At 71.4% G+C, this 16247-nt stretch carries 13 protein-coding genes; 3 read left to right on the top strand and 10 right to left on the bottom strand.

Annotated features, from left to right (window positions below; all coding sequences use genetic code 11):
• Positions 1-117: 117 nt before the first annotated feature.
• Positions 118-864, top strand: coding sequence for a hypothetical protein (locus tag ABGB16_RS06790; protein WP_347667092.1), 747 nt, complete (start codon positions 118-120; stop codon positions 862-864).
• Between the two features lie 68 nt (positions 865-932).
• On the opposite strand, the gene ABGB16_RS06785 is transcribed toward ABGB16_RS06790, so the two are convergent.
• The 7 genes from ABGB16_RS06785 to ABGB16_RS06755 form a co-directional block, all read right to left on the bottom strand.
• Positions 933-1649 (bottom strand): AroM family protein, encoded by a 717-nt coding sequence (locus tag ABGB16_RS06785; protein WP_347667091.1) that lies wholly within the window; start codon positions 1647-1649, stop codon positions 933-935.
• A complete protein-coding gene (locus ABGB16_RS06780; RefSeq protein ID WP_347667090.1) occupies positions 1649-3424 on the bottom strand; it encodes an ABC transporter ATP-binding protein in 1776 nt (591 codons plus the stop codon). The genes ABGB16_RS06785 and ABGB16_RS06780 overlap by 1 nt, the downstream gene beginning before the upstream one ends.
• A gap of 50 nt (positions 3425-3474) precedes the next feature.
• On the bottom strand, positions 3475-4431 hold the full coding sequence (locus ABGB16_RS06775; RefSeq protein ID WP_347667089.1) for a DUF1177 domain-containing protein: 957 nt from the start codon (positions 4429-4431) through the stop codon (positions 3475-3477).
• Entirely contained in the window at positions 4428-5753 is a 1326-nt protein-coding gene (locus tag ABGB16_RS06770) for a M20 family metallopeptidase (RefSeq protein ID WP_347667088.1), read from the bottom strand. Before ABGB16_RS06770 ends, ABGB16_RS06775 begins: the two co-directional genes overlap by 4 nt.
• A 120-nt stretch (positions 5754-5873) precedes the next feature.
• Positions 5874-7445, bottom strand: a complete 1572-nt coding sequence (locus tag ABGB16_RS06765; RefSeq protein ID WP_347667087.1) for an ABC transporter substrate-binding protein — start codon at positions 7443-7445, stop codon at positions 5874-5876.
• 75 nt (positions 7446-7520) lie between these two features.
• Positions 7521-8429 (bottom strand): ABC transporter permease, encoded by a 909-nt coding sequence (locus tag ABGB16_RS06760; protein WP_347667086.1) that lies wholly within the window; start codon positions 8427-8429, stop codon positions 7521-7523.
• Positions 8422-9429 carry an ABC transporter permease gene (locus tag ABGB16_RS06755; RefSeq protein WP_347667085.1) on the bottom strand — a complete coding sequence of 336 codons (1008 nt, stop codon included), beginning with the start codon at positions 9427-9429 and terminating at the stop codon, positions 8422-8424. The genes ABGB16_RS06760 and ABGB16_RS06755 overlap by 8 nt, the downstream gene beginning before the upstream one ends.
• Positions 9430-9593: 164 nt before the next feature.
• Between ABGB16_RS06755 and ABGB16_RS06750 the strand changes: the two genes are divergently transcribed.
• Positions 9594-10415, top strand: coding sequence for an IclR family transcriptional regulator (locus ABGB16_RS06750; RefSeq protein ID WP_347667084.1), 822 nt, complete (start codon positions 9594-9596; stop codon positions 10413-10415).
• A gap of 41 nt (positions 10416-10456) precedes the next feature.
• On the top strand, positions 10457-11197 hold the full coding sequence (gene pepE / locus ABGB16_RS06745) for a dipeptidase PepE (RefSeq protein WP_347667083.1): 741 nt from the start codon (positions 10457-10459) through the stop codon (positions 11195-11197).
• Positions 11198-11333: 136 nt separating this feature from the next.
• On the opposite strand, the gene ABGB16_RS06740 is transcribed toward pepE, so the two are convergent.
• Genes ABGB16_RS06740 through ABGB16_RS06730 form a run of 3 tightly spaced genes read right to left on the bottom strand, consistent with a single transcriptional unit; the run spans position 11334 to position 16230 of the window.
• A complete protein-coding gene (locus ABGB16_RS06740; RefSeq protein ID WP_347667082.1) occupies positions 11334-11975 on the bottom strand; it encodes a hypothetical protein in 642 nt (213 codons plus the stop codon).
• Positions 11972-14374: an FHA domain-containing protein gene (locus ABGB16_RS06735; protein WP_347667081.1), complete on the bottom strand. Its 2403-nt coding sequence runs from the start codon at positions 14372-14374 to the stop codon at positions 11972-11974. Before ABGB16_RS06735 ends, ABGB16_RS06740 begins: the two co-directional genes overlap by 4 nt.
• On the bottom strand, positions 14371-16230 hold the full coding sequence (locus ABGB16_RS06730; protein ID WP_347667080.1) for a serine/threonine-protein kinase: 1860 nt from the start codon (positions 16228-16230) through the stop codon (positions 14371-14373). Before ABGB16_RS06730 ends, ABGB16_RS06735 begins: the two co-directional genes overlap by 4 nt.
• Positions 16231-16247: the final 17 nt, after the last annotated feature.

The following is a 16247-nucleotide window of genomic DNA, read 5'->3' as shown; positions in this document are numbered from 1 at the left end:
CGAATCTCGGGCGGGCGCGTCCACCGGCGCGGAGTCGGCGTCGGGGGCGTCCGCGGCCGTGCTGTTTGGCATCGTCTGAGGCCGTTGGTCGGCGGCCGTCGCGGGTACGCGGGGCGAATGGCCGAACTGCTGGAGGACGGGGACATCTACTTCCTCTACCGACCCCGCGTCGAGGAGGAGCACGTCGACTCCCTGGAGGAGGTGCAGCGGCTGCTGGTGGTGCTGCACCCGTGGCACGGGAGGCACCTGCGGCTGCTGGTGATAGGGCGGAAACGCCTGCCCGACATCGAGGAGCACGACCGCTTCTGGGCGTTCGTCGACGAGGTGGTGGACCGGCCGGAGCAGTTGCACGAGGCACTGCGGGCGCGCGCGTACCGGACGCGGACCCGCGGCCCGCGGGAGCAGCCGCCGGCCCGGCCCGCCGCCGAGGGCGCGTACGTGATCGCCCGGCACGACGACCACACCCACCTCGCGTACGAGCTCGAACTGCCGCTGCGGCTCGGCGAGGCGCAGCACGACCTCAACATCGAGTCGGAGGCGAGCTACATCGTCACGGTGAAGAACCCGCAGGCGCCCTCCCCGCCCGGGGTCGGGCTCCAGGGGTCCCGCAAGGTCAGACTGCCGGGCGCGTTGCAGCGCAGGTTCCACGACCGTCGGTTCGCCCCGCTCGACCCGCCGGCGTTCCTCGACCACCCCGGGACCGAACTCGTGCTCATCGGCGCCGCCCACGACGCGTCCGAGGAACTGCACATCGACCTGGACGCGGAGGTCGACCGGGCGCAGCGGAGCACCGTCTTCGGGGACCTACGGATCGGCCGCCGGGAGCGCCCGGTCACCCCACTGTTCGAGGGAGATTGGGCCTGACCGGCGTACCGGGCCGTGATCCCGACCGGGCGGACCCCGCGGGCCACCGACCCGGTGCGGACTCCCGGTCAGCGCGAGGTGGCGGACAGGTGGCCCAGCGCGCCCGTCACCGCGAGGTGGCGGGCGGTCTCGGCTCGGACGCCCTCGGCGGCGAGGACCTGCCGCTGCGCCTGCGTGTAGCCGATGCAGTCGAGGAAGACCACGTCGGCCCCACCCGCGGCGACCCTTCGGCCGGCGGCCGCCACCTCGTCGGGTCCAGCCGTGTAGGGGTCCACGGCCGCCGCGACGACCGACCGGCCCAGGCGTTCCTCCCACCGTTGGCGGATGTCCGGCAGCTGCTCCGGCACGGGGCACAGCACGCCCAGGCGCCCCGCGCCGACGAGCCGCACCATGAGGTCGTGGGCGATGTCCTCCGCGTGGAGCACCGGCACCGACGCCGGACCGTGCTCGACGCGGCCGGTGCACAGCACGAGGACCGCGCCGCAGCGGTCGGCCACGCACCGCCTGATGGCGTCGTCGAGCGCCGGGCCGATGCTCGTCGCGCCGAGGCGGGCCCGCGAGCCGTCGCGCAGCCGGGAGACGAGGGTACGCTCCCCGCCGCGCGGAGCGAGCCGGGCGACGCCGTCCGCGTCGAGGAGGTCCAGCGCGCCGTGTTCCACCCAGTCGACGCCGGAGAGGGCGGCCTCGACGTCGGGGATGAGGTCGACGCGGGGTGCCTGGCCGATCGTGACGAGACCGAGTTTCGGCCGTACGCCGGTTGACCCGCCCGCAGCCGCCGCGTGCATCAGGCCACCGCCTTCTCGGGCAGGTCGGCGGCCGCGACGCCACGCTCGACGATGCGGCGCCGCACGGCCCGGTCGACCCGCGCGGTGGGGTCGGCGACCGGGATCGCGGCGAGGAGCGCCTTCGTGTAGGGGTGCTGCGGCGCCGTGAAGATCTGCTCGACGCTGCCCCGCTCGACGACGCGGCCCTGGCTCATGACGACGATCTCGTCGGCCATCATCTCGACGACGGACAGGTCGTGCGAGATGAAGACGTAGGTGAGTCCGAGGTCCCGCTGCAACCGCTTCATGAGGTCGAGCACCTGGGCCTGCACCGACACGTCGAGTGCCGACACGGGCTCGTCGCAGACGACGAGGCTCGGGTTGAGGATCAGGGCCCGCGCGATGCCGATCCGCTGGCGCTGGCCCCCGGAGAACTCGTGCGGGAAGCGGTCGATGTCCTCCTCCCGCAGGCCGACCGTCTCCATGACCTCGACGATGCGGGCGCGGATCGCCGCGTCGTCGAGGTCCGTGTGCAACCGCAGCGGCTCGGCGAGGGCCCGGTGGATCGTCCACCGCGGGTCGAGCGAGGCGTACGTGTCCTGGAAGACGATCTGCATCTGGGCGCGGAGGCGACGCAACTCGTCGTCACCCGCCGCGAGGAGGTCGACCCCGTTGAAGGTGACCGCCCCCGACGTCGGCTCGTGCAGGCGCAGCAGCGCCCGACCGGTCGTCGACTTGCCCGAACCGGACTCGCCCACGATGGCGAGCGTGCGGCCGCGGCGGACCCGGAAGGACACGCCGTCGACCGCCTTGACGGCCTCGGCCGGACGTCCCAGCCGGCGGCGCCGCCCGGTGAAGACCTTCGTCAGGTCGGTGACCTCCAGCAGCACCGGCGCGTCGTCGTCGGCTTCCTCGGGGCGGGCGTCGGCGGGTGTCTCGACGCGAGCCGAACCGGGCGCGGCGCCTCCCTCGGCGAGCGCCTCGACCGCCTCGACGACGTGCTCGTTGGCGGAGGGGATGAAGCTGAGCAGCCGCTTCGTGTAGTCGGCCCGCGGCGCGGCGAAGAGCTGCTCCGTCGGCGCCGTCTCCTGCAGCTCACCGCCGTACATCACGGCGACCCGCTGGCAGGTCTGGGCGACCACACCGAGGTCGTGCGTGATGAGCAGGACCGCCGTCCCGTGCTGCTCCTGCAGGTCCATGATGAGGTCGAGGATCTGCAGCTGGGTCGTCACGTCGAGCGCCGTGGTCGGCTCGTCGGCGATGAGCAGCTTGGGCTCGCACGCCATGGCCATGGCGATCATGACGCGCTGGCGCATCCCGCCGGACAGCTCGTGCGGGTAGCCGGCGAGGACCCGCGCGGTGTTGCGGATCCCCACCATGTCGAGCAGTTGGCCCGCCCGGTCCGCCGCCTGCCGGCGACCGAGGCGCAGGTGCCGGCGCAACGGCTCGGTGAGCTGGTCGCGGATCGTGAAGACCGGGTTGAGCGCGGTCATCGGCTCCTGGAAGATCGTCGCGATGTCCCTGCCGCGGATCTCGCGCAGCTGCCGGTCCGACAGCGCGGCGAGGTCGCGCCCGGCGAAGCGGATGTGCCCGCCGGTGATGCGCGCCTGCCGCGCCGGCAGCAGTCCGGTGATCGACATGGCGGTGACGCTCTTGCCCGAGCCCGACTCGCCGACCAGTCCGACCATCTCGCCGCGCGAGATGGTCAGGTCGAGGTTCCGGACCGGATGGATCGGGCCGCGGGACGTGTCGATGCGGATCGAGAGGTTCTCGATCGACAGCAGGGTCTCAGCCATGTCCGTGCTCCTTGTTCCGTGGGCCGCCGGGCTCGGGCGCGGGCGTCCGCTCAGGCCTGCGTGGGGGCTGTTCCAGTCGTCTGCAGGTGGGTGGCCGGGCCGTAGAGACTCTCGAGGAGCGCCGCCTGGGCCTCGTCGTGGAAGGACACCACGCCCGCGGTGAAGCCCTTGGCGACCTCGACGGCGAAGCGCGCGGCCAGTGCGATGTCGACCTCGTGGCTCGCGCCGGTCGCACAGCCGGCCACGGGCGTCACCGTGGTGATGGCCACGCCGACGACGGGCGCGGCCGTCGCGACGGCCGGCTGGAGGATCGAGTTGATGTGGTAGAGGCCGTTGCCGTACGGCGTGATGTCCTGCGTCGACAGCGGGAAGACGACGGCGGGCTCGCCCGACACGGTCTCCAGGACGCTGACGAGGTCGGCGCTCGTGGGGAGGATGTAGCCGGCGCGGACCGTCGGGGAGATGGCGATGCCGCGGTGGTTGACGATGCGGTTGCCCTTCGTGGTGTCGATGGACAGGACAGCGTCCATCTCCGAGGTGACCTCGTGCTCGTTCATCGCGGTGATGTCGACGGGCGAGTCCATGAAGGGCACGGGGTCGTGCGGCCGGGTCGGCGCGTCGGGGCAGATGTGGGTCGAGATGACGACGTCGCCGGGCAGGATGTCGCCGCGGGCGTGCATCGCGAGGAGCTTGGCGGCCGTGGCGACGGCGGCGGTGGCCCCGTCGCCGTCGGACACGTAGCCGATGAGCTCCGGCCGGGCGCCGATGCCGCCGAGGCGCCCGACGACACCGAGCGTCGGGGCGTCGCCGCCGACGGTCCTGCCACGGCTGCCCGGGACGGTGACCTGGATGAAGTCGGTCGAGCCGCGCTCGCCCGCCACCGTCTCGACGGTGATCGAGCAGGCGTCGTCACCGAGGGCGCGCAGGTGCTCGGCGACGAGCTTGCCCGAGGCGTCGGGACGGTCGAGGAGGTCGAGGGCCGTGAGGACGTGGGACAGCACGATCATTCGCTTTCGACAGCGGTCTCGGCGACGCCGAGGTACCGGAGGGTGGTCAGGGCGTAGGTCTTCGCGGCGAGGACGACGTCGGCGACGGGTGCCTTCTCGTCGAAGCCGTGGATGGTGGCCAGCTCGGCCGGCCCGTACTGGAGCACGGGGATGCCGTGGCTGCGGAAGGTGCGGGCGTCGGAGGACGCCCACTGGAGCACGCCCTCCGCGGTGGGGTCGCCGGTCAGCTCGCGCAGGGCCGCGACGAGCTCGGTGACGACGGGGTCGCTCGGCAACGTCCAGTTCGGCTCGCTGCGGAAGCCGATCGGCTCGATCGTCGCCTCGACGCCCGCCTCGGCGAGCAGCTCGTCGACCCGGGCGAGGACCTCGGCGCGCGACAACCCGATCGGCACGCGGGTGTCGACGTCGACGACGCAGCGGTCCGCGACGACGTTCGAGGAGGTGCCGCCGTGGATCGTGCCGATGTTGACGGTGACGTGCTCGAAGACGGCACCGATGCCGGGGGCGTAGCCCTCGCGCTCCTCGGCGAACGTCTTCGACCGCTCGATGAGCTCGACCACGTCCTCGGGCGGGGACGGCTTCATGTCCCACAGCCGCTGCAGGGCGACGACGGCCCTGGCCGCGAGGAGGTTCGCGCTGACGCCGTGCAGCGGCTGGAGGCTGCCGTGCCCCGGCCTGCCGTCGATCGTCATCCGGAACCAGTTGCTGCCCTTCTGGCCGATCGTCGGGTGCGTGCGCTCGGCGGGCTCGGCGATGATCGCGCCGGTCGCGCCGTCGAGGACGCCCTGGTCGAGGAGCCAGTCCGCCCCGCGCGAGCCGCCCTGCTCCTCGTCGGGCACCGCCGCGAGCGACAGCTTCCCGGCGAGCGGGACACCGAGGCGGTGGAGGACGACGAGCGTGTGGATGACGCCGGCGAGGCCGGCCTTCATGTCGCTCGCCCCGCGACCGCGGAGGTAGCCGTCGACGATGTCACCCGCGAAGGGTGGGAACGTCCAGCGGCTGAGGTCACCGACGGGGACGACGTCGGTGTGGCCGGCGAGCACGAGGTGGCGCGCCGAAGTGGGGTCGCCGTCCACCGCGGCGTTGCTCGCGGCACGGTGGACGACGACGCTGAGGCGACCATCGCCCGCGTCGTGGACCTCGGGGTCGAGGCCCTCGGCACGCAGGTGGTCGGCGATGAACCTGCCGACGTCCGTGCAGTCCCCCGGCGGGTTCTCGCTCGGGATGCGGATGAGGTCTCCGGCGAGCGTCAGCAGTTCGTCCCGGGTGCGCTCGATCTCGTCGAGGACCCGGGTCTCCCAGTCGGGGGATGTCGTGGTCAAGTCAGGCTCCAGGTGTCGTATTCGCCTGCGGGGAGGTGGGTTCGCGGTGGTGTGGAGGAGGCGGCCGCCGGGCGCGTCGGGGATGGCGGCGGGCCCGGCGGCGCGCCTCTCCTCAGGGCGTCAGCCCTTGCTCATCTGGAAGAACCGGATGATGCCGTCGGGGTACGAGGTGTACCCCTGCACGCCCTCGCGCTGCGCGACGACGATGTTGTACTCGTAGAGGTACGCCCACGGCGCCTGGGTGTTGATGATCTCCTGCGCCTTGCCGTACAGCTCGTTCCGGACGTTCTGGTCCGTCTCGGTCGAGGCCTGCTTCCAGAGCCTGTCGACCTCGGCGTTGTGGAAGTTGGCGTAGTTGCTCGTGCCGTCGCTGGTCAGCAGGAGGCCGAGGTGGTAGCCCGGGTCGTTGACGAACGAGGTCCAGCGGGTGATGTAGCTCTGCACCTTGTTGGTCGCGAGCGCCTCGAGGAACTGCGGACGCGCCATCTTGTTGATGTTCATCGTCACGCCGATCTTCGCCAGCTCGGCCTGGATGAGGACGGCGTCGTCCGACCAGTCGTCGAAGCCGCTGCCGAGGGTGAAGTCGAAGCTGAAGCCGTTGGCGTAGCCGGCCTCCGCGAGGAGCGCCTTGGCCTTGTCCAGGTCGTGCGAGTAGACGTAGCCGGCGTCACTGAAGCCCGGGGTCGAGCTGGCCACGGACGAGCGCATCGGCGACGCCTGGCCCTTCATGACGTCGCTGATGAGCTTGTCGTACGGGATCGCGTACGAGATGGCCTGCCGGACCTTCGGGTTGTCGAACGGCTTGATGGCGTTGTTCATCCCGAAGAAGAGGACTTTGTTGCTGGCCCGGGAGTCGATGGTGACGCCGGACTGCTTCGACAGGCTGTCGACGTCCTTCGCCGGGACCTCGAGGGCGAGGTCGACCTCGCCCTTGCCGAGGAGCTGGACGCGGTTGCTCGCCTCGCCGATGAACTTCGTGTTGATCTTGCGCAGGGCCGGCTTGTCACCCCAGTAGGTGTCGTTGCGCTCGAGCACCGCCTCGGTCGCCGGGTCCCACTTCGTCAGCCGGTACGGGCCGGAGCCCGCGGTGTGGGTGTCGAGCCACTTGGCGCCGCCCTCGGCGTTGACCTTGTCGATGTTGATGATCGAGAACGAGTACATCGGCAGGATCTGCAGGAAGAGGTGGTTCGGCGCCTTGAGGTCGATCTTCACCGTCTGCGGGTCGACCGCCGTCACGGTGTCGATGCCGGCCATGCCGTAGAGGAAGCTCGCCGATTTCGACTTCTTGATGAAGTCGAAGCTCTTGACGACGTCGTCGGAGTCGAGGGCCGAGCCGTCCTCGAACTTCACGCCCTGCCGCAGGGTGAAGGTGTAGCTCTTCGAGTCGGCGCTCGCCTTCCACGACTCCGCGAGCATCGGCACGATCTTGTCCGTCTTGGCGGTCGGCTTGCCGTTCGTCGTCGTGCGGTCATACGTCACGAGCTGGTCGTAGGCCGCCACGACGAACGTGTCGGACGTGACGTCGTTCGCCTCGGCGGGGTTGAGGGTCTTGCCGCCCTCCGAATAGGCGGCGACGAGGGTGTCCTTGGCTCCGTCGGCCTGCGAGGAACCGCCCTGGTTGGCGTTGGCTCCACAGCCCGCCGCGACGAAGATCACGGAGACCGCGGCGGCCAGGGTGGCGCTGCGCTTCACACTGTTCTCCTTGAGGTCAGAGGTGGGGGATGGGGTGGGCGGATGGGCTGGCGTCCGTGGCAGGTCCGCACCGGATCATCGGCTCGTCCGCAGGCGCGGGTCGAGGACGTCACGAAGGCCGTCGCCGATGAGGTTGAAGCCGAGAATCGAGGTGGCGATGGCGATGCCGGGGAAGACCGTCATCCACCACTCGCCGCTGATGATGTAGCCGCGGCCGTCCGAGATCATGACGCCCCACTCCGGCGTCGGCGGCTGGGCGCCGAGGCCGATGAAGCTGAGCGAGGCGGCCGTGAGGATCGCGTAGCCCATGCCGAGGGTCGATCGGACGAGGATCGGGGCGACGGTGTTCGGGATGATGTGGCGGATGAGGATCGTCCGGTCACGCAGGCCGATGGCGCGCCCGGCCTCGACGAAGTCACGCTCCCGCAGCGAGCGGGTCTGGCTGTAGACGATGCGGGCGAACTCCGGGATGCCGACGACGCCCACGGCGACCATCGCGCTCGCCAGGCCCGGGCCGAGGGCGGCGGCGATCGCCATGGCCAGCACGAGCGACGGGAACGCGAGGAGCACGTCCATCACCCGCATGAGCACCGCGCTCACCGCCCCGCCGACGAAGCCGGAGACGGCGCCGATCGGGACGCCGATGAGCAGCGAGATCCCGACGGCGATGAGCCCGGTCCAGAGGGAGATCCGCCCGCCGGCGAGCACCCGGGCGAGGATGTCACGGCCGAAGTTGTCCGTGCCGAAGAGGTGCGCGGCGGAGGGCGGTTCGAGGAGCCCCCCCGTCCCGGTCTCGGTGGGCGTGTACGGCAGCAGCCCGGCCACGAGAGCGCCGATGGTCCAGATCGCGATGAAGACGAGACCGACCATCGCCAGGCGGTTGCGGACCAGGAGACGCCAGGCCGTCGTGGGCCTCGACCCCGCCGGGCCGGGCGACGCGGCCCGGTGGCCGGTCGCGGTGGCGGACACGGTGGTGTCAGGCATTCTCGATCCTCGGGTCCAGGCGGGCGTTGAACAGATCGACGCAGAGGTTGACCGTCAGGTAGACGGCCGCGGCGAGCAGCGTGAAGGCCTGGACCGGCGCGTAGTCGGTGGCGAGCACGGACTGGACGACGTAGAAGCCGATGCCCGGCCAGCTGAAGACCGTCTCGGTGATGACCGCGCCGCCGAGGAGCTGGCCGAACTGGAGGCCGACGACGGTCACGATGACGGGGGCGGCGTTCTTCAGCGCGTGCTTGAGGATGACCTTGGCCGGCGGCAGGCCCTTGGAGCGGGCGGTGCGCACGTAGTCCTGGTTGATCACCTCGAGCATCTCGGACCGGGTCATCCGGGCGATGATCGCCGTGCTCCCGGTGGCGAGACACAGGGCCGGCCAGATGATGTGGGCCAGCGACGACTTGAACGCGACGACGTCGCCGGTCAGGAGCGAGTCGAGGAGGTAGAGCCCGGTGATCGACGTCGGCGGGTTCACGCCCTGGGCGATGCGGCCCAGCGGAGCCGGTTCCCACCCGAGCCTGTTGTAGAAGACGAAGATCACGATGAGGGCGAGCCAGAAGAGCGGCATCGACGCCCCGATCAGCGAGAAGACGCGACTGGCGTGGTCGATCGGCCGGTCGCGGCGCGTCGCGCTGACGACGCCGATCGGAACCCCCACGAGCAGCGAGATGAAGATCGCCACGATGGCGAGCTCGACCGTCGCCGGCAGCCGGGAGGCGAAGTCCGTGAGGACGGGCTGCCCGGTGTGCCACGCGAAGCCGAAGTCCCCGGCGAAGAGGTCGCGCACGTAGGAGATGAACTGGGCGACCAGCGGCTGGTCGAGGCCCATCTCGACGCGGATCTTCTCGACGGTCGCCGGGTCGGCCTGCTCCCCCGCCAGCGTCCGGGCCGGGTCACCGGGCAGCACACGCGTGAGAAGGAAGATGCAGAGCACGACACCGAGGAGCGCCGGGAACATCGCGAGGACTCGTCGCACGACGTGGTTCACGGCCACCTCCAATCTGCGCTTCAGGGGGTCTGACCTGGGTCTCGGCGCCAAGGATTCGCTCGCCCGACGTCTGCGCGCAATATTTTCTCTGTATTTGAGAGGGCATCCCGAGCTGACTCAGGGTGCGGTAGGTTCTGACCCGTCCCACCCATCCCGGAGGACCCATGTCAGACAACGGCGCCCGCCCCCGCTCGCCGCTCCAGACCGTGGACCGCGCCCTGGAGGTGCTCCTGTCGTTCACGGAGCGGCGCCGCGACTGGGGCGTCATGGAGCTTGCCGAGGCCTTCGCCATCGACAAGTCGACCGCGCAGCGGATCCTCGCCGCGCTCGCCGCGCGCGGCTTCCTCAGCGCCGATCCGGTGACCCGGCGCTACAGCCTCGGACCGACGATGTGGCGGATGGCCGCCGTCTGGGAGCGCACGGGAGGGCTGGCCACCCTGGCGCAGCGGGTGCTCGAGCCGCTCGCCTTCCAGACCGACCGCACGGCCATCTTCGCCGTTCCGGACGGGCTCCACGTCCGGTGCGTCGCCGCCGTCAACGGCGGCGAACCGCTGCGCAGTCATCCGCTCGTCGGCGAGCTGTACCCGGCCAACGCGGGCGCCACCTCCCGCGGCTACTTCGCCTTCGTCGACAGCAACGAGCGCCGCGCCCTCATCTCCGGTCGCGTCTTCGCGACGTTCACCGAGCTGACGAAGGTCGACGAGCACGAGCTCGAACGGCTCTTCGTCGAGACCGCCGCGCAGGGCTACGCCTACTCCGAGGGCGAGTACGACTACGCCACCAGGGCGCTCGCCGTACCGATCATGCTCAGGGGGCGGCCCGTCGGCTCGCTCAGCCTCGGCGAGAGCAAGTACCCGGCGCGTCCTGACGACATCCGGGACCATCTGCCCGCACTGCAGGCCGCGGCGGAGCAGCTGTCCGCCCTGCTCGAGGGCCGGGCGAACTCGGCAACCGCACCCCGGCAGACCAGGACGGCCCGGGCCTGAGCGCCGCGCCGACGTGCCAGACCGGCATCAAGGAGACACCAATGACCAAGGGCCACCAGAACCTCCTGCTCCTGTCCAACTCGACAGCCCCCGGGCGGGCCTACCTGGAGCATGCGCGCGACGCGATCCTCGAGGCGCTCGACGGCCGGCGGTCGATCGTGTTCGTCCCCTTCGCGCTGGCGGACCACGACGGCTACACCGACACGGTCCGGCGGGCCGTGAAGCCGCTCGGCATCACCGTCACGGGAGCACACGAGGGCACGCCGCGCGACCTGATCGCCGGCGCCGAGGCCGTCTTCGTCGGCGGCGGCAACACCTTCCGTCTCGTCAAGGCGGTCCACGAGCTCGACCTGATCGGCGTCGTGCGCGCCCGGGTGGCCGAGGGGATGCCCTACCTCGGGTCGAGCGCCGGCACCAACGTCGCGACGCCGAGCCTGCGTACGACGAACGACATGCCCATCGTCCAGCCGCCGTCCTTCGAGACCTTCAATCTCGTGCCGTTCCAGATCAACCCCCACTACCTCGACCCGGACCCCGGCTCGACGCACCAGGGCGAGACCCGGGAGGAGCGGCTCACCCAGTTCCTCGAGGAGAACGACGTCCCGGTGCTCGGCATGCGCGAGGGCACCTGGCTACGGGTGCGCGGCGGCTCGATGCGCCTCGACGGGGTGGCCGCCGGCGCGCGGGTCTTCCGCCGGGGGTCCGCGCCGGTCGAGGTGCCGAGCGGCGCCGACGTGACCTGGCTCGCCGAGAAGGTGGGGTCGTTCGACGTCGGCCGTTGACGCCGACCGGTCGAAGACGATCCGCGGACGCCGCGACCACGTCCGTGGCCGGGCCGAGGGCCGAGCACTCGACGACCGCCGCGCCGGACAACGGCCCTGCGCGGCGGACCCCCAACCCGAGGCGACCGGCGGAGCACTACTGGTCGGACACGACCTCGCCGGTGATGGCACGGGCACGCTGCGCGACGGCTGCGCTTATCGGTGCGAGCGCCGGAAGGTGCATGCCCTGTGGGCCGAAGACCAGCCAGGCGACCGCCACCGCGTACCACGGCGCCGCCGGGCCGTGCAGCATCAGCGGATTGCCCTCCTGATAGCGGAGGATGAACGACCACTGGGTCAGGTCGGCGGTGAATTCCTGTACGCCGTTGTGCCAGAAGCTCAGCAGGTTGCCCCGGTAGTCCCCGAGCAACCGCTGGTTGGTCAGGATCATCCGCACCTGCGCCTGGTCCCGCCACTGCGCCGCCGCCATCGCCTGGGCGCGGCTGCGCGCACTGGCGTTGCTGATGGCGTCAGTGGCCATGCCGGCGAGCACGAAGCCCGTCGAGCCGAACCAGAAGTTGCTGCTCTCCCGGTACTGCACCGTAGTGCCGTAGAAGCGTGCGTAACCCAGCACCGTGTCGCTGAAGATCGTTTCGTTCTGGCCCAGCCGCAGTCCGCTGGGCGGCAGGGCGGCCAGCTGGCCGCCGCGCGCCAGGTGCTCGTACAGCCGGCAGGCACTGCTCCAGCCGTCGCGTAGAACGGCGTCGAGGGCGGCGGCAGAATCCTTACGGCGACTCACGTGCGGTTCCTCCGGCTCTCCAGTACGGGCTCGTGGCGGCGTAGCGCCCACCGCACCGCCGCGGTCAGCAGGACGGTCTGGCCGGCCAGGACAGCCACCGCCCAACTCCACGCGCCGGTGGTGTGCGCCCAGAGCGCGTCCGGCGTGGGCTTCACCATTATCGCGCGCAGGTCCACCGTGGCGGCTGCGGCGGCGTACCCCCAGCGGGCCGGAGCCAGCCAGGAGAGCTGTTCGATACCGGCGCGCTCGACCACGGCGAACAGCCCGCCGCAGAGCACGAGCTGCGCCATCACGAGCCCGACCAGCACCGGCATGGTCTGCTCGCTCGTGGACACGTAGACGCTGACCAGCAGCCCGAGCACGGTGGCGGCCAGTGTGGTCAGCCAGACCACCGCGATCAGCTCCACCATCGGCACGCCCAGCACGAGCGCCTCGGGTGGCGCCGGCCGGCCCACCATGCCGAGCAGGACGAACAGTGCCGCCTGGAACGCGTTCAGTACGGCGAACACGACCAGCTTCGCGCTCAGGTAGGCGCCGGGCGCCATGCCCACCGCCCGTTCCCGGCGGTAGATGGCGCCCTCCCCCACGAACTCCCGGATGCCGCCGGCCAGCCCGATGAAGATCGCGCCGATGGTCAGGATGACCAGCAGTTGGGCGGCCTCGGTGCTACGTCCGGGCGGCTGTGCGGGCAGCCCGAGACCGTCGGAACCGGGGACCACATGCAGCAGGGCGGCGAGACCAACCGGCAGGCCGAGGGAAAGCGCCGCGTACAACCGGTCGGCGAGGGTGACGGCGACCGTACGGCGGGCGAGGATCGCCATCTGCCGCCACCATCCCTGGCGCGGCGGTGACGCGGTGGCCGCCGCCCGCTCGCTCGGCGGTGCGGTCTTGACGGGCGGGCGGGTGGCCGCGAACTTGGCGGCCCAGACGTCCGGCTCGGCGGCGACCGCGGTGAACACGTCGGCGTACTCGGCCGCCCCGAAGAAGTCGAGCAGCTCGTCCGGCGGGCCGAAGTAGGCGACCTTGCCGCCGCGGGCGAGCACCAGCACCCGGTCGCACACGTTCAGGTGCAGCGGGCTGTGCGTCACCACCACGACGGTCCGGCCGCGATCGGCCAGCTCACGCAGCCCGTGCATCACGTCGCGGTCCAGCGCCGGGTCCAGCCCGGAGGTCGGCTCGTCGAGGAAGAGCAGCGAGGGCTCGGTGAGCAGTTCCAGCGCCACCGAGGTGCGCTTGCGCTGTCCACCGGAGAGCGTGTCGATGCGCTGGTCGGCGTGCGCGGTGAGGGCGAGCTGGGCGAGTACCTCGTCGATGCGCTGGTCCCGCTCCGCAGGCGTCACGTCGGCGCCGAAGCGCAGCCCGGCCGCGTAGCGCAGGGCACGGCGTACGGTCAGCTGGCGGTGCAGGATGTCGTCCTGCGGCACCAGGCCGATGCGGTGCCGCAGGTCGGCGTACTCGGCGTAGAGGTCGCGGTCCTGGTAGCGCACCGTGCCGGCCTGCGCCGGGCGGTTGCCGGTCAGCGCCCCCAGCAGCGTCGACTTGCCGGCACCGCTCGGGCCGACCACCGCGAGCAGACTGCACTCGTCCAGCTCGAACGAGACCCCCGAGAGCAGGTTCCGCGCGCCGACCGTGACACCGAGCCCTTCGGCACGCAACGACACCCGGCCGGCGTCCACGTAGTCGTGCAGCGTGATGCCGTCGAACACCATCTGGTGGTGCCCGAACGAGAGGAGGTCCCCGCCGTTCAGCACCGCCTGCTGGATCTGCCGCCCGTTGACGTACGTGCCGTTGCGCGTACCCAGGTCGATGACGCGGAATCCGGCGCCGTCCCGGACAAGGTCGGCGTGGTAGCGGGAGACCAGCAGGTCGTCGAGGACGATGTCGTTCTCCGGCGCCCGCCCGATCCGGATCCGATCCGCGGTCGGGTAGCTGGCTGAGGGAGTCCGGCCCAGCGCGAATCGTACGCCAGGTGGTGGCTCGGCCGCGGATTCGGACCCGCTCGGCGGCGCCTCGGCCGACGGGGCCGGCTGTGCCGGACCGGTCACCGTCGGCGGGACAGCGGGAAGCCCTTCCGGACGGAAGGTGAGCACCGGACCGTCGTCGGCGTTGCCGAGCCGCACCGCGTAGGCGACCGTGAGCTCCAGCTCGTGCACCTGGCGGCCGTCGAGGAACGTGCCGTTGCGGCTGGCGAGGTCACGCAGGTGCCACCGCCCGGCCCGGTAGGTGAGCTCCAGGTGCTCCCGCGAGGCCCGCGGGTCGTCCAGGACGATCGAGCAGAGGGGATCACGGCCGATCCGCAACGGCCCGCCGGCCGCCGTGACCCGTCGCTCCCCGCCCCCGCCGGGTACGCCGACCAGCAGCGTGACGCTCACGTCGTCACCCGCCTCGGAGGCGGTCATCGCTTCGTCTTGGGTTTCGGCAGCCGTTTGGCCATCGACGTCGCCATTTTGATCAGGTCGCTCTGGACGCTGCCACCTTCGTAGTCGTTCTGGATCGCGACCTGGAAGAGCGTCTGACCCGACCGGACGAAGATCATCGCGTAGACGCCACTGGAGCCGCTGACGGTGATCCCGAGCGACTCCTCACCCAGCTTCGGCACCGTGAACGGTCGCCAACCGCACCGCTCGGCCGCCTTGCGGACGGCGTCGAGGAACGGATCGGCCGCGTTGCCGTAGAAGCCGGCGACCGCCGAGCCGAGGTACGGGTACTGGCCGCTGGACACCCAGTAGCCGTTGCTGCTGTGGGCACCGATCGCATCGCCGCGAACGTTGCCGTCCGAGCAGAGCGCAAGCTTGGTCAGGCCATGGTGCAGCGGGTCGGTGGTGGCGCTCGACTTGACCGACTCGCGGTCGACCTTCATCGCGGACCCGACGTCGGCCACCGACAGCAGCACCGGCTCCAGTGCGGTCACCTCGGGCGGCGGGGAGGCACGGTCGACGCTGGGGGTCGGACTCGCACCGAGATCGCCGGGCAGGTTGTACCGGACGAGGTTCAACACCGCCGGCGCGCAGCAGGCGGCCAGGAGGAGCGTCGCCACGATTCCGATGATCATCGGGGTCTTGGACTTCTTCCGGGGCTGGCCGGGCGCCCCGGGGAAGCCTGACTGCCCCGGGCCGGGCGGCAGCGGGTAGTCCGACGACGCCGGTGCCCCCGCCGGCCGCGGGCCGGGCGGCAGCGGGTAGCTCGACGGCCCGAGGGTGGGCGGCGGCGGAGAGCCGGGCGGCCCGGAGGTGGGCGGCGGCGGAGAGCCGGGCGGCCCGGAGATGGCCGGCAGCGGAGAGCCGGGCGGCAGCGGGTAGCTCGGCCCGGAGGTGGGCGGCAGGGAGTGGATCGACGGCTCAGGGGCGGGCGGCGGCGGGGACAGCGACGGTGCCGCGCCGATCGAGGTCTGCGGCGGTGCGGCGCGCAGCGCGTTGACCCAGGCCGCCGCGGCGGCCGGCCGGCGCTCGGCGGCCACCGCGATCATCGACAGGATCCCGCGGATCACCCGGTCCTGCCCCGGGCCGAGTGACGCGGTGAGCCGCCGGGTCATGCCGTCGACGTCGCCGGGCACCGGCATCTCGCCGGTCACCGCGTAGTAGACGGTCGCGCCGAGGGCGTAGCGGTCCGTGGCCGGGGTGTACTCACCCCGGGCCAGGGACTCAGGTGCCATGAACGGCGCCGTGCCGTACACCCGCGCGGTGCCGCTGGTGCTGCGCAGCCGGACCAGGCCGAAGTCGACCAGATAGGCCCGCCCGCTGCCGGAGACCAGGATGTTGGCCGGTTTGATGTCCCGGTGCAGAACCGGTACGCCGTCGGTGTCCTGGCCGCTGTGCAGGTAGTCGATGGCCTCGGCGATCGGCTCGAGCGGCTCGAGGATGTCCAACCCGCGTACCCCGCCGCTCTCCAGCATCTCCTGGAGGCTGCGGCCTTCGATCCACTTCATCACGAAGTACAGTCGGGGTCCGGTGTCCGTGGTGGACTCTCCGGCCCGATGCGGCGCCGGGCCGACGAAGACCTCCTTGACCTTCACCAGCGCCGGGTGTTCGAGTTGAATCGCCAGCGCCGCCTGCAGCCGGAGGCCCTCCAGGCCACGGTCGGTCTGGTCCTCCGCCGGCAGCCGGAGGATCTTCACCGCGTACGGGAACGTCACGTCTCCGTGGTGCTCGCGAGCTCGCCAGACCTCACCCTCGCCACCAGCGGCGCGCCGCTCGATCAGCTCATACCGGTCCGGCGCGTCCGGCGGTCCCACGTAGCTGTACTGCGCATCCGACACAATGATGATCGTGCCAA

Source organism: Micromonospora sp. B11E3, assembly GCF_039871625.1.
Lineage (GTDB): Bacteria > Actinomycetota > Actinomycetes > Mycobacteriales > Micromonosporaceae > Micromonospora.
This window is presented reverse-complemented; position numbering and strand designations above follow the sequence as displayed.